We start from the raw sequence: 22,524 nt of genomic DNA on the forward strand, positions 1-22,524 counted from the left end.
CGTACTGCTGCCTGCCAGCAAGCGCGGCAAACGCGGCAAGGTGGGCTATGCGATCCGTTTCCACCTCGGGCAGGGGATCTCGGCGCGTCTGTCCGAAGACCGGAAGGGCGCAGGGCTGGCACTGCCCGACGGTTCGCACTGGCAATTCCGCGTCGCCGGTGAATATACGGGCACGCTCTCGATCGAAGACAGCCTCTTCGTCGATGGGCAGGGGCGGCCGCAGCCGATCCAGCAGCTCGTATTGCAGGGCATGGCACCGCGCAGTGGCGGCAGCTTTGCCTGGCTATTCAAGAAGATGGGATAGATTTTGACTGACATGCCGATCCGCAGGGCCCTCCTTTCGGTTTCCGACAAGGAGGGATTGGCGCAGCTTGGCCAGGCGCTGGCGAATCGCGGCGTGGAACTGGTATCGACCGGGGGGACCGCGAAGGCGCTGCGCGAAGCGGGGCTGGAAGTGCGCGACGTTTCCGACCTGACAGGTTTCCCGGAAATGATGGACGGGCGGGTCAAGACGCTCCATCCCAAGGTCCATGGCGGGCTGCTCGCGCTGCGTGACAAGGACGATCACGTCGCCTCGATGGAAGAGCACGGGATCGGTGCAATCGATCTGGTTGTGGTCAACCTCTACCCCTTCGAAGCGACCGTAGCGAAGGGGGCAGACCGGCCCGAGATCATCGAGAATATCGATATTGGCGGGCCGTCGATGGTCCGCTCGGCTGCGAAGAACCACCAGTTCGTGACCATCGTGACCGATCCGGCCGACTACCCCGCGCTGATCGAGCAGCTGGAGCAGGGCGAGGGCGGCACCAGCCTGGATTTCCGGCGCAAATGCGCGGCCAAGGCTTTCGCCGCCACCGCCGCCTACGACGCGATGATCAGCCAGTGGTTCGCCTTTGCCGACCAGCAGCAGCAATTCCCCGAATACCTCTCCGTCGGGGGCAAGGCACCCACCGTACTGCGTTATGGCGAGAACCCGCACCAGCAGGCCGCGCTCTATACTCCGGCGGGCCCGCACGCGCGCGGCATTGCGCAGGCCGAGCAGCTGCAGGGCAAGGAACTGAGCTACAACAACTACAACGATGCCGACGCCGCGCTCGAATTGTGCGCCGAATTTGCAGGGGGCGACCCGGCGGTCGTGATCGTCAAGCACGCGAACCCTTGCGGGGTGGCGCAGGCATCTTCGCTGGGTGACGCGTGGGAGGAAGCGCTGGCATGCGACAGCGTGTCCGCATTCGGTGGGATCGTGGCGGTCAATCGCGAGCTGGACGGGGAAACCGCGCGCGCCATCTGCGAGATTTTCACTGAGGTCGTGATCGCGCCGAGCGTGAGCGACGAAGCGCGCGAGGCTTTTGCGAAGAAGAAGAACCTGCGCCTGCTCACCGTAGGCGACCTGCCCGATCCGCGTCGCGGCGGGCTTAGCGTCAAGCCGATCACCGGCGGGCTGCTGGTGCAGGGCCGCGACAGCGCAACGATTTCTGCCGATGACCTGAAGCTTGTTACGAAACGCGAGCCGAGCGAGCAGGAACTGAAGGATTGCCTATTCGCATGGACCGTGGCGCGGCACGTCAAATCCAACGCTATCGTTTATGCAAAGGATGGCGCAACCGCCGGGATCGGCGCGGGCCAGATGAACCGGCGCGACTCCAGCCGCATTGCTGCGATGAAAGCTGCCGAGGCTGCCGAGAAGTACGGCTGGCAAGCGCCGCGTACTGTGGGCAGCGCCGTTGCCTCCGACGCATTCTTCCCCTTCGCCGACGGGCTGATGGCCGCAGCGGAGGCGGGCGCGACAGCGATTATCCAGCCGGGCGGTTCGATGCGCGACCAGGAAGTGATCGACGCTGCGGACGAGGCGGGGCTGGCGATGGTGTTCACCGGGATGCGCCATTTCCGTCACTGAACGGGCCGGGTCGATGTAGCCGGTCGATGACCATGCACGGGTCGTCGTGCTGCAGCAAGAAATTCACTCAACCGAAAGCGCGGCGCCCCCATGTAGGGGCAACACACAAGTATCCCCCGGACTCCCCAATGAAACTCCTCCGTTCAGATCTCTTTCGCAGTTTCGGTATCGGCTTCGGCATTGTCGCCGTCACGCTGGTGATGACCCGCTTCGACGGCGCAGAAGGCCTCGTCGCGATCCTTTCGTGACCCGGCGCCTCGCACCAGCCGTCTTCAGCCTGCTTGCTGCGGGCTCGCTGGCGCTTGCAGGCTGTGGTCAGGCAATTGCAGCAGAGAAACATGTCCGCGCGCCTGTCGCCCAGGTGAAATCGAAGGAAAGCGGGCTCAAGACTGCAGTCTTCGCGGGCGGCTGCTTCTGGGGCGTCGAAGCGGTTTTCAGCCATGTAAAGGGCGTGAAAAGCGCGGTATCCGGCTATCACGGCGGCACTAAGCGGCAGGCCGATTACAAGCTCGTCTCCAGCGGGGTGACCGACCATGTCGAGGCGGTGAAGATCACTTACGACCCCTCGCAGATTCGTTACGATCAATTGCTGCGCATCTTCTTCTCGGTCGTTGCCGACCCGACCTTGCGCAACCGCCAGGGCCCGGACAGGGGTGCGCACTATAATGCGGAGCTGGTCCCGCTCTCGGCGGACCAGCGCAAGGTTGCGCGTGCCTACCTGGCGCAGATGAAGCGATCTGGCGTGTGGGACAGGCCGATCGTGACCGGGATTAGCGCCGCAAAGACCTTCTACCCGGCGGAAGCCTATCACCAGAACTTCGCGCTCAAGAACCCGCGCCACAGCTATATCATGCGGTGGGACGCGCCCAAGGTTGCCGCGCTCAAGGAATTCTACCCCGGCGTCTACCGCGCCAGCTTCCTGCGCGATTAGACTTTCCGGGTTCGGACCTGCCGCCCCGCGACCAGGCAAAACACATAATCTGGCATCGAGGGCGCAAGGGCGCTATCTTGGCGCCATGGCTACTGCACAAAAGCACTCCCATGTCGAACATCGCGGCGAGGCCCTGATCGATGCGGCCCAGCGCTCGCTCGAATCGCAGGGTGACCGATGGACCGGAATGCGGAGCGAGGTCTTTGAAGAACTGGCGAGGCATTCGCGCCCCGTTTCGGCCTACGACATCGCCGAAAACCTTAGCAAGCAGCGCGGCAGCCGGGTCGCGCCCAACAGCGTGTATCGCATCCTCGACATTTTCGTGCGCAGCAATCTCGCGAACCGGATCGAGAGTGCCAATGCGTTTCTCGTCAATTCGCACCCCGGCTGCCGCCACGATTGCATTTTCCTGATCTGCGACGATTGCGGTGCGGCCGACCATATCGACGACGACAGCCTGACCGGGGCGCTGCGCGAAGCGGGGCGTGACGCAGGATATAGCGATGTCCGCCCGGTGATCGAACTGCGCGGCCTGTGCACCAATTGCAGCAAGTAACAGCAGCGATACACTTTATCGACAGGTCCGATCCGACGCTGTAGGACTATCCGCCATGGATCAACGCCCCGATACGCCGCTGCTCGACACGGTCACCTTGCCGTCGGACCTTCGCAAGCTCGAACGCGAAAAGCTGAGGCAGCTGGCAGACGAGCTACGCGCCGAAATGATCGATGCGGTGGGCACCACCGGCGGGCATCTGGGTTCGGGCCTCGGCGTGGTCGAGCTGACCGTGGCGATCCACTACATCTTCAACACGCCCAACGACCGGCTGATCTGGGACGTCGGGCACCAGTGCTACCCGCACAAGATCCTCACCGGTCGGCGCGACCGCATCCGCACCCTGCGGCAGGGCGGCGGCCTTTCGGGCTTCACCAAGCGCGCCGAGAGCGAATACGACCCCTTCGGCGCGGCGCACAGCTCGACTTCGATCAGCGCGGGTATCGGCTTTGCCATGGCCAACAAGCTGCAGGGCAAGCCGGGCCGCGCGATTGCCGTGATCGGCGATGGCGCGATGAGCGCAGGCATGGCCTACGAGGCGATGAACAATGCCGAGCAGGCGGGCAATCGCCTCGTGGTGATCCTGAATGACAACGACATGTCGATCGCACCGCCGGTGGGCGGGCTTTCCGCCTATCTCGCCCGCGTCGTGTCGAGCGGCGAATATCTCGGCCTGCGCAGCCTTGCCTCCAAGGTCGCCAAGAAGATGCACCGCCGCCTGCATTCCTCGCTCGGCAAGGCGGAGGAATTTACGCGCGGCATGGTGACCGGCGGGACTTTGTTCGAAGAGCTGGGCTTCTACTATGTCGGCCCCATCGACGGGCACAATCTCGATCACCTGATCCCTGTGCTGGAGAATGTGCGCGATTCCGAACAGGGCCCGGTCCTGATCCATGTCGTGACCGAGAAGGGTAAAGGGTACAAGTTCGCGGAGGAAAGCGCGGACAAGTATCACGGCGTTTCCAAGTTCAACGTCGTCACGGGTGAGCAGAAGAAGAGCAAGGGCGGGCCGCCCAACTACCAAAACGTATTCGGCGAAACGCTCGCCAAGCTGGCCGAGACCGACAAGCGGATCGTCGCGATAACCGCCGCCATGCCGAGCGGCACGGGGGTCGACAAGTTTGCCAAGGCGCATCCCGAACGCAGCTTCGATGTCGGCATTGCCGAACAGCACGGGGTAACCTTTGCTGCCGGGTTGGCTGCGCAGGGGATGCGGCCCTTCGCCGCGATTTATTCGACCTTCCTCCAGCGCGCCTACGACCAGGTGGTGCACGATGTTGCGATCCAGAACCTGCCGGTGCGCTTTGCGATCGACCGCGCGGGGCTGGTCGGTGCGGATGGCTGCACCCATGCAGGATCGTTCGATGTGACGTATCTGGCGACGCTCCCCAACATGGTCGTGATGGCCGCTGCCGACGAGGCGGAGCTGGCGCACATGACCTACACCGCCGCCGAGTACGACGACGGACCCATTGCCTTCCGTTACCCCCGTGGTGCGGGCACGGGTGTTGAGATCCCCGAAAAGCTCGAAAAGCTGGAGATCGGCAAGGGCCGCATCGTCAAACAGGGCAGCAAGGTCGCGATCCTTTCGCTCGGCACGCGGCTGGGCGAGGCGCTGGAGGCGGCCGAGCAGTTGGAGGCGCGCGGGCTATCGACCACGGTGGCCGACATGCGCTTCGCCAAGCCGCTCGACACCGCACTGATCGAGAAGGCCATGCGCGAGCACGAGGTCGTGCTGACGATAGAGGAAGCCGCCATCGGCGGGCTCGGCGCGCATGTGCTGACCTTCGCCAGCGACAGCGGGTTGCTGGACGAAGGACTGAAGGTGCGCACGATGCGCCTGCCCGACACCTTCCAGGATCAGGACGATCCCAAGAAGCAGTACGACGAGGCGGGGCTCAACGCGCCGCATATCCTCGACACGGTGCTCGCCGCGCTGCGCCACAACTCGGCGGGGGTCGAAGAGGCGCGGGCGTGACCTGCACAAACTGAAAGGGCAAAGGCATGCACCCCCTAATCAAGCTCGCTGCAATGGCATCGCTTGGGGGGAGTGCGTTGCTAGTGGCCGGGGAGCTCTATCCATCGATCACCGCCTACAACGGCAAATATGCGTATGAGGAGGTCAACGGATGGCGCTTCTTCGACGATCCAAGCCGGGTGGCCCTGATCGAAGCCGCATCATCCGACAGGGGGCTCGTTGCACTGGTCCAGTCAGACGATGTGGTAACGGCACCGATCGAGGTCGATGAATCGCAATTGCGGGCCATCTACTGGGCGTGCGAACCTCATAATTGCGGTTCGCACAACTGGGCGCTCGTAATCGACCGTATGGCCCAGAAAGCTGCGATCTGCCAGTTCGATGAAAACGCGGGCAAGTTTGCCGTATGGCATGTCGGAGGGCAGCCCGTTCTGGAGAGTGACCTTCAGTGTCCGTTCGAGCTTTCCCAGATGCCAGAGGAAATCGACCAGGCGCTGGATCCTTAGATTCAGGGGCCATAGCCGCCGCCCGCGCTGCGTTCCACCGCGCTGGCGAAGGGAATTTCCGCTCATGCCTAGGCTGTTTGGTCCAACTACGCAGCACATTGCCGACCACGCGGCATGCGTCGCCGCACTGATTGAGAAGCGCGCGCCTGGCATCAAAGGAGAATAGAGCCTTTTCTGCCCTCCCGCGTTGCTGCTTGAGGGCGGTCAGACCCACCGCCATACGCCGGCATCCATTGCGTGGAGCCAGCTTGCGCCCAACCAGACCGCAAGGCCGCCGACCCACGCAATAGGGCCTGCGGAGACCACCTTGCCGAACCGTGGCCAGTAGCTCGTCTTCGCTTCCCACCGCTGCCACGCATCGCCCATCAGCGCTTCCTTCTTGCGATCCTGCAGATGCGCGCCGACTAGGGCGAGCAATCCGATCGCCAGCGCGATCACCACAGTTCGCGCAGTGGGTGCCGCGATGAGGTGCGCGAGCGCCCACAGGGCAAAGCCCCACATCATCGGGTGTCGCGTCACCCTGAACACGCCCGATGGTTCACGCAGCGCTGCCTTTTCCGCGCCCGGTGCCGGGAGGGCCGGGTTGCCGACAAATGATCCGGCGAACAGAACCATCGCCACCAGTGTAATGATGCTCGCCACCATCCACACGGCATCGCCGTAATCGCCCCAAAGCGGCGCGCCCGCAGGAGTGGCGACGAAGGCGAAGTACATCCACGCCACGCATGCAGCGCTGACCAGCGAATAAGCGATCATGAAACCGCCCGCGCCCAGCACTTTTACCAGCGGCGCCCTGAGCGGATGCGACATGGCGAAATGCGTGCCGACAAAGGCAACACTTGCTGCGATCAATGAGGCCAGCGAATCCACCATCTTCGAATACCCCCTTCAAAGTCGCCTATTCGATGCCGAGCAGCTCCACCTTGAAAATCAGCGTGGCATTGCCCGGGATCGGGCCGCGCCCGATCGGGCCGTAGGCGAGGTCGGCAGGCGCGTAGAGTTCGATCGTGTCACCCACGCCCATCTCGGGAATGGCGAGCTGCCACGCCTTCACCAGCCGACCGAGAGGGAAGGTTGCAGGCTCGCCGCGATCATAGGAACTGTCGAACTGCGTCCCGTCGATCAGGCGTCCGGCGTAATGCACAGTGACTGTGTCCTCGACAGTCGGCTGTGCGCCCGAGCCGTCACCCGCGATGCGGCGATACTTCAACCCGCCCGGCAGGACCTGCCAGCCGTCCTCGTACCGTAGTTCCGCAACTGCCAGCTGCTGGTTGTTATGCCACGCTAGGTCGTAGACAGGCTGTTCCGCTTCGGCTGGAGCCTGCGCGGCCAGCGCGACCGGAGTGGCGAGAGCCATCAAGCCGACAAGCGCCCTCACCAGTCGTACGCCTTGGGCAGGTCGCTTTCGTCGAGATCGCGATACCGATCGCGCAGGCGGCTCTGGTGGTTATCAACCGGCTGGCGAACACCGTCGATAAAGACCGCCTCAGCAGCCGAACCGACTTCCAGCGGATCGCTGTCCCAGATCACGATGTCCGCTCGCGCGCCAGCGCTGAGCGTGCCGAGCTGGCCGCCAAACCCGGCAATCTGCGCAGGAACGGAGGTGATCGTGGCGAGGGCCTGTCCCCAACTCAAACCGTTTGCGCCCGGGATGCGGGTCAGCGCCACGAGGTTGCCCGCATATTGCCGCGCATTGCGTGGCTGTTCGCCGGTGCCGCCTGCCATCCGGCCGATCGCCACGGTCACTCCGGCATCGCGCATCCGACCGATATTGCTTTGCGTCGAGGCAAGCTGGTCGAAACCGGAGGGCAAGTCGTCGAGCGGATCGGCAATCACTGGCACACCAGCCGCGGCAATGTCGCTAGCGACCAGCCAGCCTTCGCTGACGCCCAGCAGCACCAGATCAAGGCGCGGGAAGTCGCGCGTGAGCTTGAGTACCTGCAGGATGTCGGAAGCACGCTCGACCTCCACGTAAAGCGCCTGCTCGCCGCTCACCACCGGGCCCAGCGCCTTGGCATCGGCGCGGGTCAGCATGGCGTCTTCGCCCTGCCAGCGCCCGGCGGCATAGGCGATCGCTTCGCGCAGCGCATTGTCGAGCCACGCATAGGTCCCTGTGCGGCCGCCCCCGGCCAGACGCGCACCATATTCGCCCAGTGCGACCACCTGGAAGGCGCGTGCGCGGGTGATCGGCTCGGGATCTGCGCCCAGGTCGATCACTGCGCCTTGTCCGCCGAAAATGCCGGAGGCCGGACGCGGCGCAATGCTCGCCCGGGTGATGCCATCGGCGCGCGCGACGATCAGCGGCTGCGAGGTAGGGTTGATTGCGGGTGCGACATCCAGCGCGGCGCTGAACGGCGATCCGCTGGCCGCCTCGTCATTGCTGTCGCTGACAGCGGCCACATCCGACAGGCCGAGATTGGTGACCGCGGAGAAGATGCCCGGGGTGACCCATTTTCCGGCCCCGTCGATAACCTGCATGCCCGCAGGGGCGCTCGCCCCGGCACTCGCCGCGACGATCCTGCCATTGCGGACGACGACGGTCGCGTTCTCCATCGGTTCGGACCCGTCACCGGTCGCTACGGTTGCGTTGGTAATGGCGAAGTCCTGCGCCGCAGCAGGAGCGGCAAGGGCGAGTGCGGTCGCCGCACAGAGAAGGAATTGCCTGATCATTTGACGTCTCCCTCGCCGGGCTGGCCGAGCTCGAAATCGCTCACCGGGCGACGCTTGGGATCGAGCGCGTCGAACATCAGGGCCCCGTCGATCCAGACCTTCTCGGGTCGCGAATAAACGCTCAGCGGGTCGCCGTTCCATAGCACGACGTCGGCCATCTTGCCCGGTTCCAGGCTGCCGGTCATTGCGTCGATGCCCATCGCCTTGGCCGCATTAAGCGTGAACCAGCCGACGACTTCGGCATCGGGAATCTCCAGGCCCATGCGCAGGCCCGCAGCCTGGGCCTGGGCAGCTTCCTGGTTGAGCCGCTGGATCCCGTTTGCATCGTCGGAATGGATGATGACGCAGGCACCGGCCTTCCACAGCAGCGCGGCATTTTCGTTGATGCCGTCGTAGCTTTCCATCTTGAAGCCGAACCAGTCCGCCCAGATCGCGCTGCATACGTCGTTTTCGCGCAGCAGGTCGCCGATCTTGTAGGCTTCCACGGCGTGATGGAATGCCGTGACCCGGTATCCCATCTCCTTGGCCATATCCATCACCAGCGCCATCTCGTCGGCGCGATAGCAGTGGTTGTGGACGAGGATGTCGCCGTCGAGCACGCCCGCGAGCGTTTCCTTGCCGAGGTCGCGGCGGCTACGATCGCCTTCGGCATAGGCCTTCGCGTCGAGCCACATCTGCCGGTTGACCGCGAAATTGCCCATCCGCGTGGACGGCATCCGGCCCCGATTGCCATAGACACGCTTGGGGTTCTCGCCGCAGGCCATCTTCATGCCGTAGGGCGCGCCAGGGAACTTCATTCCCTGCACGGTCCGCGCAGCCACGTTCTTGAGAGTGACCGAACGACCGCCGGTAAGGTTGGCCGAACCGGGCAGGATCTGCAGTGCGGTAACGCCGCCGTTGGCGAGCGCGCGGGTAAAGCCGGGGTCCTGCGGCCAGACCGAATGTTCGGCCCAGACCTCGGGTGTCATCGGGCTGGTTGCCTCGTTCCCGTCCGAATGCGCATCGACCGATGGGGTCGGGTAGTCGCCGAGGTGAGAGTGGATGTCGATCACGCCCGGCGTCACGAATTTGCCGGTGCCATCTATGATATCATAGCCCTCGGTGCCGAGGCCGCTGCCTACTTCCACCACCTCGCCATCGCGGAACAGCACGGTGCCGTTGTCGATCCGGTTCCCCGCGCCATCATAAACCGTGGCACCGACAAGTGCGGTCGGGTGCCCCGGATAGCGCTGGTACGTCGAAGCGAATGGCTCCGCGCTTTCGGAGGCCTGGGGGGAAGAGGCTGACGCGGATGGCGACTGCCCGCCGCCATCCATTGTGGAACAGGCTGCCAGCGCGCTTGCGCAGGCGAAGGCTGCCAGTGTTCGTGCCAGCATTGTTCTTCCCCCCTGTGTGGCCCCTAGTTGGATGGCTTGGTGGTCGGATGGACGCCCGCACCCTGCGGCTCGCCCGGACCTTCGGCCTGGCCTTCCAGATCGTCGTCGTCACGCAGCGTGTCGAGATGCATCAGCTTCTTCACGAAGGGGCTGATGACCATCACCACCACACCGATGCCGATGGCATACCAGCCGACGGTGGAATAGACCGACAGGACCAGTTCCTTGCCTGCTTCCTCTCCTTCGAGCCCAGCGCCGCCTGCGGCAGCGGAGATCAGGCCCGCGGCGAAGTTGCCGGTTGCCGAAGCGAAGAACCACGTGCCCATGATCAGCGATGCCATGTGCGCCGGTGCCAGCCGGTTCATGGCCGAAAGGCCGACCGGCGACAGGCACAGCTCGCCGGTAGTGTGCAGCAGGTAGATCAGGAAGATGAAGATCACCGGCACGGCGGCCTCCATCCCGACGCTCTGCGCGCCCCACACCAGTACCAAGAAGCCGAGACCGACCTGGATCACGCCCAGCCCGAACTTGAACGGGGCGGAGGGTTCGGCATTCTTCTTGCCCAAAGTCGTCCACAGCCATGCGAACAGCGGTGCAAGCAGGAAGATATAGGCCGCGTTGAGCGACTGGAAGACCGAGGCCGGGACGCCCGAGCGGTCAACGTGACGGTCGGTGAACAGGTTGAGCGAGTTGCCCGCCTGTTCGAACAGTGCCCAGAACACGATCGAGACGAAAATCAGGAACATTGCCGCGAAGATCCGGTCGCGGTCCTCGGCAGGCAGTTTGATGACCGAATAGCCGATCACGTAGATCACGAGGATCGCGCCGAAGACGCCCAGCAGGGTCCCGACAATGCTCTGGTTCTGGACCATCCACCAGCAGGCGACGACAGCCAGCAGCCCGACCACATAGAGGCCCCATTCCAGCGCCTTGCTCAATGCGATCGGCGGCTCGCCACGGCCCAGCAGCAGCGGCTTGCCAAAGCCGAACACGATCAGGCCGAGAAGCATGCCGAAGCCGGCGAGACCGAAGCCGTAGGACCAGCCATAGGTTTCCCCGATATAGCCGCACAGCAGCGAGCCGAGGAATGCGCCCAGGTTAATCCCCATGTAGAAGATCGTGTAGGCCGGGTCGCGGCGCGCATCGGTGCGCGGATAGAGCTGCCCGACGATCACGGAGATGTTCGCTTTCAGGAAGCCCGAGCCGACGATGATGAAGGCCAGCGCCAGCCAGAAGACATTGAGCGACGCCGCATCCTGCCCGCCGGTTCCTTCGAAGCCCATCAGGAAGTGCCCGAAGGTCAGCAGCACGGCCCCGTACAAGACCGCCTTTCTCTGCCCGAGATATTTGTCGGCAAGGTAGCCGCCCAGCACCGGCGTAATGTAGACCAGCGCGGTATAGGCCCCGTAGATGAGCCCCGCCTCGCCATCGGAAAACAGCCAGTGCTTGGTCAGGTACAGGATGAGAAGTGCGCGCATCCCGTAATAGGAAAAGCGCTCCCACATCTCGGCGAAGAACAGGATATACAGGCCCTTGGGATGACCGAGGAAAGTCCCCTTCGAATCCCCGTGAGGCAATGCTGCGGTATCGTTTGCCATGATCGGCTACTTCCTCTCCAAAACCGTGTGCGGCTGGCCACTCCCTGGCGCGCGCCGCAAAGCGCGCACACTAGCGGCGAAATGGCTCATGTGAAGCCCATGTGACACGCATCATGCTGATTCTCCGACGGAGTAACGCTTCGTGCCGCCTATCCCGGAACCTTGACCCGCCCCGGTGTATTATGACACTGACGCACCATGACCGATCCTTCATCTTCCTCCGGCGCGCGCCCTGTCTATCTGCGTCTGCGCGACCTGATCGCCGCCGCGATCCTCGACGGGGAGTTCGCCGAAGGGGAAATGCTGCCCTCGGTGCGGGCATTTGCCGCGCAGCAGGGGGCCAATCCGCTCACCGTAGCGAAGGCATTCCAGCAATTTCAGGACGATCGCCTGATCGCGGTGCGCCGCGGCGTGGGCATGTATGTTCTTGAAGGCGCGGCAGAGCGCCTTCGCAATGCCGAGCGGGCGAGTTTCCTCGAGCATGAATGGCCGGAGGTCCGGGCGAAACTGGCCCGCCTCGGTCTTTCGGCGGAAGACTTGCTAGCACGCGAAGAGGGGAGCGGCGTTCCCGCGACTTAACATTTCTTGCATGTCCGCATTGCGCGGATTGGCGGATTCTGGCACGCAGGATTCCATATCGGGTCGCACCGATGGTAAGAGCCGGGATCCAACCGAGGTTAACCGGTCCAAAGCGCTTGAACGGGAGGCGCAAGACATGATCAGGTCCGAACTGCTGCAAAAGCTGGCACACGACAATCCAGAGTTGCGCGCACAGGAAATCGAGCAGGTGGTGGATATCTTCTTCGAAGAGATCGCGCAGCGCCTCGCCGAGGGCGGACGTGTCGAGCTGCGCGGGTTCGGGGCCTTCTCTACCCGCGAGCGCGAGGCGCGCACCGGGCGCAACCCCCGGACGGGCGAACCGGTCGATGTGCCCGCCAAGCGGGTGCCCTATTTCAAGCCGGGCAAGGAAATGCGCAACGCGCTCAATCCGGACTGAGCGCACCCGCGCTCCCAAGGCCTCGCCAAAACCAGTCAGGACAGCTATTCGCCCCGGCCTTGGCGCATCGCTGCGGTGTGCGCGGGTGTGGCGGAATGGTAGACGCCGGGGACTTAAAATCCCCTGTCCTTTGGACGTGTGGGTTCGAGTCCCACCACCCGCACCAATTGCGTGCAAAGGCTCGCAGTCTGCTATCCCGCTCTAGCGGCGCCTTCCCCTTGTTGCGGGGCATCCAAATTGTCTTCTGCCCGGATCGGCATATGATCCTCGATTGCGACTGCGCGTGGAGGGTTGGCATGCGCGGCGACCATACAGGGGGAAGAACTATGCGCGTACTTCGCTACTATGCTGCGGGGCTTTTGGCCGCGACCGCCACGATTGCACTCACCGAACCTGCACAGGCCGACGGGACCGCGCCATGCAATGCGACCGATGGACCGGACGTTACCGCCGATACAGAGGACGATGGTCTCGAATGCGGGGTCGATGCGTCGGCCACCGGAAGCGAGGCGACAGCGGTGGGCAATGATTCCTCCGCGACCGGGGAGGATTCGACTGCTGTCGGCGATCGGGCCAGCGCGACCGCCGCCGATGCCACTGCGCTCGGCACCGATGCGGCAGCGTCCGGCACCGACGCGACAGCGGTTGGAAGCGGGGCACAGGCCGCCGGGTTCGGTGTTGCACTTGGCCGACTGGCGATTGCCAGCGCCAGCGAAGCCGTGGCTCTGGGCCAGAACAGCGACGCGACGGGCCAGGCAGCGATTGCCATCGGCACCGATGCCCAGGCGAGCTCCACGGCGGCAATATCGCTGGGGCGCCAGGCCAATGCGTCGGGCGGCGATGCGCTGGCAGTGGGGCGTTCAACGTCCGCATCGGCGTCTAGCGCGCTCGGCATCGGAGCTTTTGCCAATGCGCAGGGGGTGAGCAGCATTTCATTCGGTGTGCGCAGCGAAGCTTCGGCCGCGGGTGGCGTGGCGATTGGCGGAGACGGCGAAGACGGGGATAGCAATGGCGCGCTAGCTGGAGGCGCCTACTCGATCGCTCTGGGGCCCGATGCCACGACCAACGGGATTGCCGCCATCGCCCAGGGGCATGGAGCCTTGGCCGACGATGATGGCGCCATTGCCGTCGGTTACAATGCCAGCGCCAGCGAGTGGGATACGATTGCCATTGGCACCGACGCCAGCGCCTCCACCGTAGACAGCATTGCTATCGGTTATGGCACCATCGCGGATTCGGGTGACTTCGCGGTTGCTGTCGGCAGCGAGGCCTGGGCGCAGGGCGAAGATGCAATCGCTATTGGTACCGACGCCTGGGCGAACGCCGACGATGCGATTGCGATTGGCGAAAGCGCCAGCGTATCCGGCGACAACGGCATCGCCATTGGCGACGATGCAGAAGTCCTCGCCAGTGATGGGTTTGCGGTGGGCGAGAGCGCCACTGTGTCCGGTGTAGAGGGCATCGCTTTCGGCAAGCGGGCCTCGGTCTCGGGCCAGCAGGGCGTGGCGCTTGGCACGGATGCTATGGCCGCAGGCATAAGAAGCACTGCGGTGGGCTTTGGCGCCAATGCAAACGTGGTCCAGGCCACGGCCTTTGGCACGGGTGCGGAGGCCAGCGGACTCGGTTCGCTCGCCTTCGGGTCGTTCTCTGCCGCCCGCGGCGCCTATGCCACCGCGCTCGGCTATAATGCTTTCGCGCCGGCCGATCGCGCGACAGCGGTCGGCTATCAGGCGCAGGCCCGCGCGACCAATGCGACTGCGCTCGGCTATCTGGCCAATGCATCCTACGCCAACTCGACCGCCATCGGGACGGGCGCGACCACGACGGCTGCAAACCAGGTTGCCATCGGCACATCGTCGGACACGGTCGAAGTCGCCAGCCTCGCCAATGGCACCACGCAGCAGAGTGGCACGATCTACCTCGTCACTGCGGATGAGAGCGGCACGCTCGGGCGCACGGCCTATACTGCGAGCGCCAGTGCGGGCGGTTTCCAGAGCGGTTTCGCATTGCCGGTTGCTGCGGTGACCGATGCGCAGTTCGCAGCGCTCTCGGGCAGGGTGGACGCACTGGAAGGCAGCATCGATGTGCTGTTCGACCTCAACGACACGCTGGAGAAGGATGTTCGCCAGAGCATTGCGGCGACCACAGCGCTCGCCCAGCCGCATTTCCCGAGCGAGGATGGCGCGACCAGCTACGCCAGTAACGTGGCCTACTTCCGCGGCGAAATCGGCTTTTCCGCCGGGTTCGCGCACCGGGTGAACCGCAGCTTCGCGCTGACCAGCGGGGTCAGCTACGGCGGCGGCGACAATGTTGCCTTGAAGGCCGGTGTCGCCGGCGAGTTCTAGCCCCAAGGATCGGTCTCATGGGGCCCGGTGCAGATCGTATTGCACCGCGGCCCCATCGGGCGATCGCAAGGCATTGCTCCCTCAACACGGGCCATTTCGGACGTAACTCTCTCCAAAACCGAAGTTTTTTCCGGTCGGCTAGGTATCTATCCGAGTTCCTCGGCAAGCGGACTCCCCCGTAGCTTGCTGCAAGGGAGGCAGCCGTGTTGTAGAGGTTTTGCTGTCTCCCGCATGGGAGATAGAAAAAATGCACTACCGGATACTTCTGGCCAGCTCGGCTACCGCTATTGCACTGGTTATGGGCGGGCAGCATGCCCCCGCACAGGCCGACGACTGCCTGCTCGATACGAACAACAATACCATCGCCGACATTATCGTGGATACGGACGGGGGCGCAATTTCGCAGGGCGCCGACGATCGGCTTGTCTGCGGAGTCGATGCCGAAGCGACAGGCGACGGTTCGACTGCCGTGGGATCGGACAGTCAGGCCACCCAGGATGGTGCCAGTGCGTTCGGCAATGGCGCTCAGGCGACGGGCGTCGATGCGACAGCGCTCGGTAATGGTGCGGTGGCCGGGTTCGCCCGCGGTGTGGCTGTCGGGTCGTCGTCCGTTGTTACCGGCGATTCGGGAACCGCGGTCGGCATCAATTCCAGTGCGGGCCAGCTCGGCACGGTTGTCGGTGCGAATGCCGTGGCAACGGGCCTGAACACCACGGCCCTGGGTTCCGGGGCAAGCGCCGCCGGCGTGCAATCGACAGCAGTGGGCGCGGGAAGCGGGGCGAGCGGTGTGGGGGCGCTGAGTTTCGGCGCGTTCAGTCAGGCGCAGGGCAACGGGACGATCGCGTTGGGATATTCAAGCGGAGCAACGGCACAGCGCGCTACGGCCATCGGGAATGACACCGAAGCAACCGGTATCAATGCAACTGCCATCGGGTATGCAGCTCTGGCCCGCGCCAGCAACAGCACGGCCATCGGTGCGAACGCTGTTGCGGATTTCGCCAACTCTACCGCAATCGGTACCGGGGCGGCGACCACCGCTGCAAACCAGATTGCCATCGGCACGTCGACCAACACGGTCGAGATTGCGAGCCTGCAAAACGGTACCGCGCAGCAGAGTGGCACAATCTATCTCGTCACCGCCGACGACAGCGGCACGCTGGGCCGCACGGCGTTTAATCCGAGTTCGATCAGCGGGGGATTCCAGGGTGCTTTCGCACTGCCGATCTCCGCGGTGACCGATGCGCAATTCGCGGCCCTTTCGACCAGGGTCGATGGCTTGGAGGGGAGCATCGACGTGCTGTTCGATCTCAACGACACGCTCGAAAAGGACGTTCGCCAAGGGATCGCGGCAACCACTGCGCTCGCCCAGCCGCACTTCCCGAGCGAGGATGGCGCGACCAGCTACGCCAGCAATGTCGCCTATTTCCGCGGTGAGATCGGCTTTTCCGCCGGGTTCGCGCACCGGGTCAGTCGCAGTTTCGCGCTGACCAGCGGGGTCAGCTATGGCGGCGGCGACAATGTTGCCGTGAAGGCAGGCGTGGCAGGCGAGTTCTGACCGGCAACTGTCGAACCGGACCGGGCTCGCCTCGCATCTCGTGGGGCGGGCCCGGCAAGGTTGTGGCTGGCAAAGGCGCGTACGAGCGCCGATTTGCCGTCCGCATTTACCTCTCCCTAACCAAATTCCTTCATTCCCCGGTCAAGCGATCAAAACCGGGGGGTCTGATGACCGAAACGAAGCGAGAAGCACTGGACGTCGATGTTGCGATCATCGGCGCGGGGCCTGCGGGCCTGACTGCGGGCTACCTCCTTACGAAGGCTGGCAAGTCTGTCGCAATCATCGAAAAGGACGAGACCTACGTCGGCGGCATCAGCCGCACGGTCGAGCACGAAGGCTATCGCTTCGACATTGGCGGCCACCGCTTTTTCTCGAAAAGCCAGCAGGTGGTGGACCTCTGGAACGAGATCCTGCCGGATGACTTCATCCAGCGCCCGCGGATGAGCCGCATCTATTACGAGGGCAAGTTCTACTCCTACCCGCTGCGCGCGTTCGAGGCGCTGCGCAATCTCGGCATCCTGCGCTCGACCGTGTGCATGGCGAGCTACCTGTGGGCGCGCGCCTTCCCGGTGCGCGAGGTGAAGAGCTTCGAGGACTGGACGAGCAACCAGTTCGGCAAGAAGCTCTATTCGATCTTCTTCAAGACCTACACCGAGAAGGTGTGGGGCATGCCCTGCGACGAGATGAGCGCCGACTGGGCGGCGCAGCGGATCAAGGGCCTCTCGCTGATGGGCGCGGTGGTCGACGGGCTCAAGCGCAGCCTCGGCCTCAACAAGAAACCCAATGACGGGATGCAGGCCAAGACGCTGCTCGAGAGTTTCCGCTATCCCCGCCAGGGCCCCGGCATGATGTGGGAGGCCGCACGCGACAAGATCGTCGCCAGCGGCAAGGGCCAGGTCATCATGGGCCATGCGCTCGACCAGCTCGCCAGTGACGGGCGCGGTGGCTGGCGGATGACCGCCAAGGGCACGTCGGGCGTGGTGACGATAGAGGCACGGCACGCGATAAGTTCTGCGCCGATGCGCGAACTCGCGAAGCGGATGCACCCGCTGCCGCAGTCGACCTTCCATGCGAACGAGCTGAAATATCGCGACTTCCTCACCGTCGCGCTGATGGTGGAGGGCGAGGATCTGTTCCCCGACAACTGGATCTACATCCACGACAGCAAGGTGAAGGTCGGCCGCGTGCAGAACTTCCGCAGCTGGTCGCCCGAAATGATCCCCGACGAGAAGATGGCCTGCGTCGGCCTCGAATATTTCTGTTTCGAGGGCGATGGATTGTGGTCGATGGACGACGACGATCTGATCGATCTCGCCACGCGCGAGATGGAAATGCTCGGCCTGCTGGACCCTGCCAAGGTAAAGGGCGGCGCGGTCGTGCGGCAGGAAAAGGCCTATCCTGTCTATGACGAGGATTACGCCGCCAATGTCGCCGCGATGCGCGGGGAGCTGGAAGAGCAATATCCCACGCTGCACATGGTCGGGCGTAACGGCATGCACCGCTACAACAACCAGGATCACGCGATGATGACCGCCATGCTGACGGTGGAGAACATCGTTGCAGGCAAGCGGGTCTACGATATCTGGTGCGTCAACGAGGATGCCGAATACCACGAGGCGGGCGACGAGGGGGCCGAGAAGGCAATCCCGGCCAGAGAGAACGGGCGCGAAGTCTCGGAGGACCAGGCCGCAGCACTCAATTCCATGCGTAATGTGCCGACCCGGATCGCCGAACCGGCGGACGACGACAGCGAAGGCACCGGCGACACCCGCCGCGCTGCCTGACCTGCAAGAAGGATAGAGCTCCATGCAGTTGGTGCTGCAACGCCTGATCGATCTCGTGTTCCTGCGCTACCTGCTGGCGAGCGTGGGTGCACTGGCGGTCGATGTCGGCTGCTTCCTTGGCCTGATGGCTGTGGGGATCGCCGCCGCACCGGCCTCGGCGCTCGGTTACACCATGGGCATACTCGCACACTGGCTGCTTTCGAGCCGGGCGGTCTTTACCGGGCGCGTTGCGGGCAAGGGGCTTGCGCGCACACGCCAGAAGGCGTTGTTTGTGGTCTCTGCGCTGGCCGGTTTGGCCCTCACCACAGCAATCGTCGCCGGGAGCGATATCGCGGGTGCCGATCCGCGCATCGGCAAGCTGGCCGCCATCGCGCTGAGCTTCGCGCTGACCTGGTGGCTGCGGAACATGGTGGTGTTTCGTGTCACTGGCTGATCCGTCTGCATCCCGGGCCGATCATTTCCGGTCGGCACATGCACTGCCCCATATCCTGCGGATGTGGGGCCTGCTCGTCATGCTGGTGCTGCTCGCGTCTGCGAGCCGCCTGATCGAATGGCGTTTTCCCGATCCCGATGACATTCTCCGGCTGGTGCAGGTACGCGATCTGCTGGCCGGGCAAGGCTGGTTCGATCTCGACCAGCATCGGATAGACCCCTTGCGCGACGTGCCGATGCACTGGTCGCGGCTGGTCGACCTGCCGCTGGCACTGGTTATCGGCGGGCTGACCCCGATCGCCGGGCAGGGCGCTGCAGAAGCCTTTGCGGTGGTCGCCGTGCCGCTGCTGACCCTGCTGGTCGCGATGACCTTTACCGGGCTGGTCGCGATGCGAATTTTCGGCCGCGAAACGGGCGGCTGGGCCGTGCTCGTCGCGGGAATGATGCCGCTGCTGATGCACCAGTTCCAACCGCTGCGGATCGACCATCACGGGTGGCAGATCGCGTGCTTTGCTGCTGCGCTGTGGGGCCTCTCGCAAGGCGCGGCGCGGCGCGGACCGATTATCGCCGGGATCGCGATGGCGTGGGGCATGATGATCTCGATCGAGATGCTGCCTCTGGCTGGACTGGTCGCCGCCATCCTTGCGCTGCGCTGGCTGCGCGACACGCATGCGCGCTTTGCACTGACCAATTACATGCAGGCGCTCGCCGGGGGGCTGATCGTGCTCTACCTCGCAACACGCGGCTGGCCGGGGGTGTCCGCCTTCTGCGATGCGATCACACCCGCGCATCTCGGCTTCTTCCTGGTCACCGCGCTCGGCGTGACGAGCCTGCGCTACACGCGCCCATTGCCCGCTCTGGCGATGGTCGGCGCTTTCGCGGTGATTGGAGCGGGCGGCATCGCCATGTTCGCTTTTGCCTCGCCCGGCTGTGTCGGGACCCCGTTTGGCGCACTAGACCCGGTGGTGCGGGACTTCTGGTACGTCAATGTCAGCGAGGGGCGCCCGATCTGGGAGCAGGACCTGACGCTGCTGATCCCCTTTGCCCAGATCGTCTTCGGATTCGGCGTTACCGTGCTGTTGTGGGCGCGCACGCCACGCGTGACGCGCGGCTGGTGGCTGGAATTTGCTCTGTTGTTCGCAGGCACACTCGCGCTCGGCATCATGGTGACACGCTCGCTCGCCTTCGCTTCGCTGCTCGCGACGATACCCTTTGCATGGTTGCTGGCGGTTGCCTTGCACCGGCTGCGCACGAGCGGTGCAATGCTGACGAGGGTCGCGGTGGTCGTGGCGACGCTGGCCATCATGCTGCCGACTGCGCCGGTCGCCATCGCGCAGAATATTGCACCCGCGCTGGAGAATAGCGGCGGCGACGCGCGCGAGCCGGGCGGGATCGGGATCAGCTCGTGCGATCTCGAGGCGAGCGCGCGGCGGATCGCGATGCTCCCGCGCGGCACCGTGTTCGCCCCGCTCGATATCGGGCCGAGCATCCTGCTGCAGACCGATCACGATGTCATCGCCACCGGGCACCACCGGGCGGACAAGGCCATGCGCGATGTGATCGCGACTTTCGTGTCTCCGCCCGAGGTCTCGCGGCAGGTCGTCGATGCCTATGGAGCGACCTATGTGGTGCTGTGCACGGACCTGGTCGAACCGTCGATCTATGCGAGCCGTGGAGGCGAGCGCAGCCTCGCAGCCCGGCTGAGCGCAGGCGACGCGCCTGCATGGCTCGACCCTGTCACGACCGGCGGGCCCGAGACATTCAAGGTCTGGCGCGTCATCCGCTAGGCGGGTTTGAAATCCATCGCGACGCCGTTGATGCAGTGGCGCTTGCCCGTCGGACGCGGGCCATCATTGAAGATATGGCCCAGGTGCCCGCCGCAACGCGCGCAATGCACTTCCTTGCGTGGATAGCCGAGCTTGTAATCGGTGGAGGTGCCGACCGCGCCTGACCTGATCGGCTGCCAGAAGCTGGGCCAGCCCGTGCCGCTGTCGAACTTGTGCCGCGAGGAATAGACGGGGTTGGCGCAGCCCGCGCACACGAAGGTGCCGGCACGCTTTTCCTTGTCGAGCGGAGAGCTGTAGGCTCGCTCGGTTGCTTCCTCGCGCAGCACGCGAAATTCGGCGTTGGTCAGCCGCGCGCGCCATTGCGCTTCGGTGCGGCTGACGGGGAAATTCTTGGCCTCCACGCTGCGCCCGCAGGAAATGAGGGCGAGGCTGGCGGCCCCGCCGCCGAGTAGCGCAAGTGTGGAGCGGCGATTGGTTATTGGTGGGGGCATGGCTCGTCCTCTTGCATGCCTCCCATGTCGGGAAGCTGAAGAAGAGTTCGATCAGTTGCGCCCGCTATTTATATGGTGGCCATTTGTGTCGAGCGTGTCGAGACACGCGGGCGCGTATGCCTCCGGTATCTCGACTACGCGCTCCGCTCGATACGAACGGAAGCCCAACATATCGCACGTCACTAAAACTGCGTGATTTCGACCTCGAGCTTGCGGAAGCCTTCGACGAAGTTCGCGCGCACGCGTTGCACATCGCCCGCGACATGCACGCGCAACCGGCGCTTGTGCATCTCTTCCATCAGCACGCGCAGCTGCAACTCGGCGAGGCGTGCGCCCACGCAGCGGTGGATGCCGTAGCCGAAGGCGAGGTGACGCCGTGCGTTCTCGCGCGTGATGTCGAGCTTCTCGGCATTCTCGAACACGCTCTCGTCGCGGTTCGCCGAGTTGTACCACAGGATGACCTTGTCGCCTTCCGCGATCTGCTGTCCGAACAGTTCGGTATCCTGCGTGCAGGTGCGGCGCATGTGCTTGAGCGGGGTCTGGTACCGGATGCATTCCTGCACCGCGTTGGGGATGAGCGAGGCATCCTCCTCGAACAGCTTACGCTGGTCGGGGAAGCGATCGAGCGCGTGGACAATCCCGCTCATGGTGTTACGCGTGGTGTCGTTGCCGCCGACGATCAGCAGCACCAGGTTGCCCATGAATTCCTGCGGTTCCATCTGGTTCATCGCAGGCGAGTGGATCATCCGGCTGATGAGGTCGGGCGCCTCGCCCCTTTGCGCGCGCTCCGCCCACAACAGCTGGAAATAGGCCGCCATCTCGTGGAGCATCCCGCGCCGTACATCGTCCAGTCCGCGCACCGTGGCCAGTTCGGTATCACCCGACCAGTCCGACCAGTGGGTCAGCAGGTCGCGATCTTCCCACGGGAAATCGAACAGGATCGCGAGCATGCCCGTGGTCAGCGGGATCGAAACGGTATTCACCCAGTCGAAGGTTTCGCCGCGCGGCAGCGCATCGAGCGTTTCGCCTGTACGCTGGCGGATATCGCCTTCCAGCCGGTTCATCTCGGCAGGCGTGAACGCGGGTGCCACCGTCTTTCGCTGGCCGGTATGCTTGGGCCGGTCCATCGCGATGAACATCGGCAGTTCGAGACGCTCTTCGGGCGGGATATCGTCCAGCCGGTCGAGGATCGTGATGCCACCATATTCCCAGCTTGAGGAGAAAATCTCCGGCAGGGCTTCGGTATGCTGGATGGCCTTGTGCCCGACGACCGACCAGTAAGGGCCGAAAGGGCTTTCGGGAATGTGGTGGACCGGCCCTGCGGCGCGCATCTCCTTGAAGATCGGCTCCCAGGTGTTGGGGTAATAGATATCGCTGCGGCTGGTATCCCATTTGTGCGGATGGTGGGGGCGGGTGTCCGGGTTGGCGGAATAATGCGCTTCCAGCGCCTCGTGCGCGCTGGGGGAACGCTTCCACGGGTGGGCGCGCGCGGCCTCGGGCGGGAGCGTTTGCGTGTGGGCGGCGGCAGTGGCCATGGCGGTTCTCTCCTTACCGGGCGCGCCTGTGTTCGGCACATCTCCGATTGGGTGCCATCCTGCCGGTTGGGCCCATCAAGTCAAGA

General features: G+C 64.3%; 20 protein-coding genes and 1 tRNA gene. 14 read left to right on the plus strand and 7 right to left on the minus strand.

The window, feature by feature from the left end:
* From ACEQXE_RS08070 to ACEQXE_RS08095, 6 genes are all read left to right on the plus strand, one after another.
* Positions 1-304 (plus strand): heparinase II/III family protein (locus ACEQXE_RS08070; RefSeq protein ID WP_370178375.1); only part of this gene is annotated, 304 nt, incomplete at its 5' end.
* Positions 305-316: 12 nt separating this feature from the next.
* Positions 317-1,897, plus strand: coding sequence for a bifunctional phosphoribosylaminoimidazolecarboxamide formyltransferase/IMP cyclohydrolase (gene purH, locus ACEQXE_RS08075; protein ID WP_370178422.1), 1,581 nt, complete (start codon positions 317-319; stop codon positions 1,895-1,897).
* A 244-nt stretch (positions 1,898-2,141) separates the two neighbouring features.
* Positions 2,142-2,828 carry a peptide-methionine (S)-S-oxide reductase MsrA gene (msrA, locus tag ACEQXE_RS08080; RefSeq protein ID WP_370178376.1) on the plus strand — a complete coding sequence of 229 codons (687 nt, stop codon included), beginning with the start codon at positions 2,142-2,144 and terminating at the stop codon, positions 2,826-2,828.
* An 85-nt stretch (positions 2,829-2,913) separates the two neighbouring features.
* Positions 2,914-3,384 (plus strand): Fur family transcriptional regulator, encoded by a 471-nt coding sequence (locus ACEQXE_RS08085; RefSeq protein ID WP_370178377.1) that lies wholly within the window; start codon positions 2,914-2,916, stop codon positions 3,382-3,384.
* Between the two features lie 55 nt (positions 3,385-3,439).
* Complete coding sequence (dxs, locus tag ACEQXE_RS08090; protein ID WP_370178378.1) at positions 3,440-5,362, plus strand: 1-deoxy-D-xylulose-5-phosphate synthase; 1,923 nt, start codon at positions 3,440-3,442, stop codon at positions 5,360-5,362.
* A 53-nt stretch (positions 5,363-5,415) separates the two neighbouring features.
* Positions 5,416-5,868 (plus strand): hypothetical protein, encoded by a 453-nt coding sequence (locus ACEQXE_RS08095; RefSeq protein WP_372524235.1) that lies wholly within the window; start codon positions 5,416-5,418, stop codon positions 5,866-5,868.
* Positions 5,869-6,072: 204 nt separating this feature from the next.
* On the opposite strand, the gene ACEQXE_RS08100 is transcribed toward ACEQXE_RS08095, so the two are convergent.
* Genes ACEQXE_RS08100 through ACEQXE_RS08120 form a run of 5 tightly spaced genes read right to left on the minus strand, consistent with a single transcriptional unit; the run spans position 6,073 to position 11,512 of the window.
* Positions 6,073-6,741, minus strand: a complete 669-nt coding sequence (locus ACEQXE_RS08100) for an NnrU family protein (RefSeq protein ID WP_370178380.1) — start codon at positions 6,739-6,741, stop codon at positions 6,073-6,075.
* 25 nt (positions 6,742-6,766) lie between these two features.
* The gene (locus ACEQXE_RS08105) at positions 6,767-7,246 is read right to left on the minus strand and encodes an FKBP-type peptidyl-prolyl cis-trans isomerase (RefSeq protein WP_370178381.1); all 480 of its coding nucleotides are present in this window, start codon (positions 7,244-7,246) and stop codon (positions 6,767-6,769) included.
* Positions 7,243-8,538 (minus strand): amidohydrolase family protein, encoded by a 1,296-nt coding sequence (locus tag ACEQXE_RS08110; RefSeq protein WP_370178382.1) that lies wholly within the window; start codon positions 8,536-8,538, stop codon positions 7,243-7,245. The genes ACEQXE_RS08105 and ACEQXE_RS08110 overlap by 4 nt, the downstream gene beginning before the upstream one ends.
* Positions 8,535-9,914 carry an amidohydrolase gene (locus tag ACEQXE_RS08115; protein WP_370178383.1) on the minus strand — a complete coding sequence of 460 codons (1,380 nt, stop codon included), beginning with the start codon at positions 9,912-9,914 and terminating at the stop codon, positions 8,535-8,537. Before ACEQXE_RS08115 ends, ACEQXE_RS08110 begins: the two co-directional genes overlap by 4 nt.
* A 23-nt stretch (positions 9,915-9,937) precedes the next feature.
* Positions 9,938-11,512, minus strand: coding sequence for a peptide MFS transporter (locus ACEQXE_RS08120; RefSeq protein WP_370178384.1), 1,575 nt, complete (start codon positions 11,510-11,512; stop codon positions 9,938-9,940).
* Positions 11,513-11,710: 198 nt separating this feature from the next.
* On the opposite strand from ACEQXE_RS08120, the gene ACEQXE_RS08125 reads away from it, so the two are divergent.
* From ACEQXE_RS08125 to ACEQXE_RS08160, 8 genes are all read left to right on the plus strand, one after another.
* A complete protein-coding gene (locus tag ACEQXE_RS08125) occupies positions 11,711-12,091 on the plus strand; it encodes a GntR family transcriptional regulator (protein WP_370178385.1) in 381 nt (126 codons plus the stop codon).
* Between the two features lie 136 nt (positions 12,092-12,227).
* Positions 12,228-12,509, plus strand: a complete 282-nt coding sequence (locus ACEQXE_RS08130) for an integration host factor subunit beta (protein ID WP_370178386.1) — start codon at positions 12,228-12,230, stop codon at positions 12,507-12,509.
* 81 nt (positions 12,510-12,590) lie between these two features.
* Positions 12,591-12,675, plus strand: a tRNA-Leu gene (locus ACEQXE_RS08135).
* A 160-nt stretch (positions 12,676-12,835) separates the two neighbouring features.
* A complete protein-coding gene (locus tag ACEQXE_RS08140) occupies positions 12,836-14,854 on the plus strand; it encodes a hypothetical protein (RefSeq protein ID WP_370178387.1) in 2,019 nt (672 codons plus the stop codon).
* Positions 14,855-15,101: 247 nt separating this feature from the next.
* Complete coding sequence (locus ACEQXE_RS08145; protein ID WP_370178388.1) at positions 15,102-16,409, plus strand: hypothetical protein; 1,308 nt, start codon at positions 15,102-15,104, stop codon at positions 16,407-16,409.
* A gap of 167 nt (positions 16,410-16,576) precedes the next feature.
* A complete protein-coding gene (locus ACEQXE_RS08150; RefSeq protein WP_370178389.1) occupies positions 16,577-18,193 on the plus strand; it encodes an NAD(P)/FAD-dependent oxidoreductase in 1,617 nt (538 codons plus the stop codon).
* A 22-nt stretch (positions 18,194-18,215) separates the two neighbouring features.
* Entirely contained in the window at positions 18,216-18,626 is a 411-nt protein-coding gene (locus ACEQXE_RS08155) for a GtrA family protein (protein WP_370178390.1), read from the plus strand.
* Positions 18,627-18,687: 61 nt separating this feature from the next.
* Positions 18,688-20,412, plus strand: coding sequence for a hypothetical protein (locus ACEQXE_RS08160; RefSeq protein WP_370184255.1), 1,725 nt, complete (start codon positions 18,688-18,690; stop codon positions 20,410-20,412).
* On the opposite strand, the gene msrB is transcribed toward ACEQXE_RS08160, so the two are convergent.
* Positions 20,409-20,903 (minus strand): peptide-methionine (R)-S-oxide reductase MsrB, encoded by a 495-nt coding sequence (gene msrB, locus ACEQXE_RS08165; RefSeq protein ID WP_370178392.1) that lies wholly within the window; start codon positions 20,901-20,903, stop codon positions 20,409-20,411. The genes ACEQXE_RS08160 and msrB overlap by 4 nt on opposite strands.
* A 182-nt stretch (positions 20,904-21,085) precedes the next feature.
* Positions 21,086-22,438, minus strand: coding sequence for a cytochrome P450 (locus ACEQXE_RS08170; RefSeq protein WP_370178393.1), 1,353 nt, complete (start codon positions 22,436-22,438; stop codon positions 21,086-21,088).
* Between the last annotated feature and the right edge of the window lie 86 nt (positions 22,439-22,524).

This window comes from Alteriqipengyuania sp. (genome assembly GCF_964222115.1).
Taxonomy (GTDB): domain Bacteria; phylum Pseudomonadota; class Alphaproteobacteria; order Sphingomonadales; family Sphingomonadaceae; genus Alteriqipengyuania.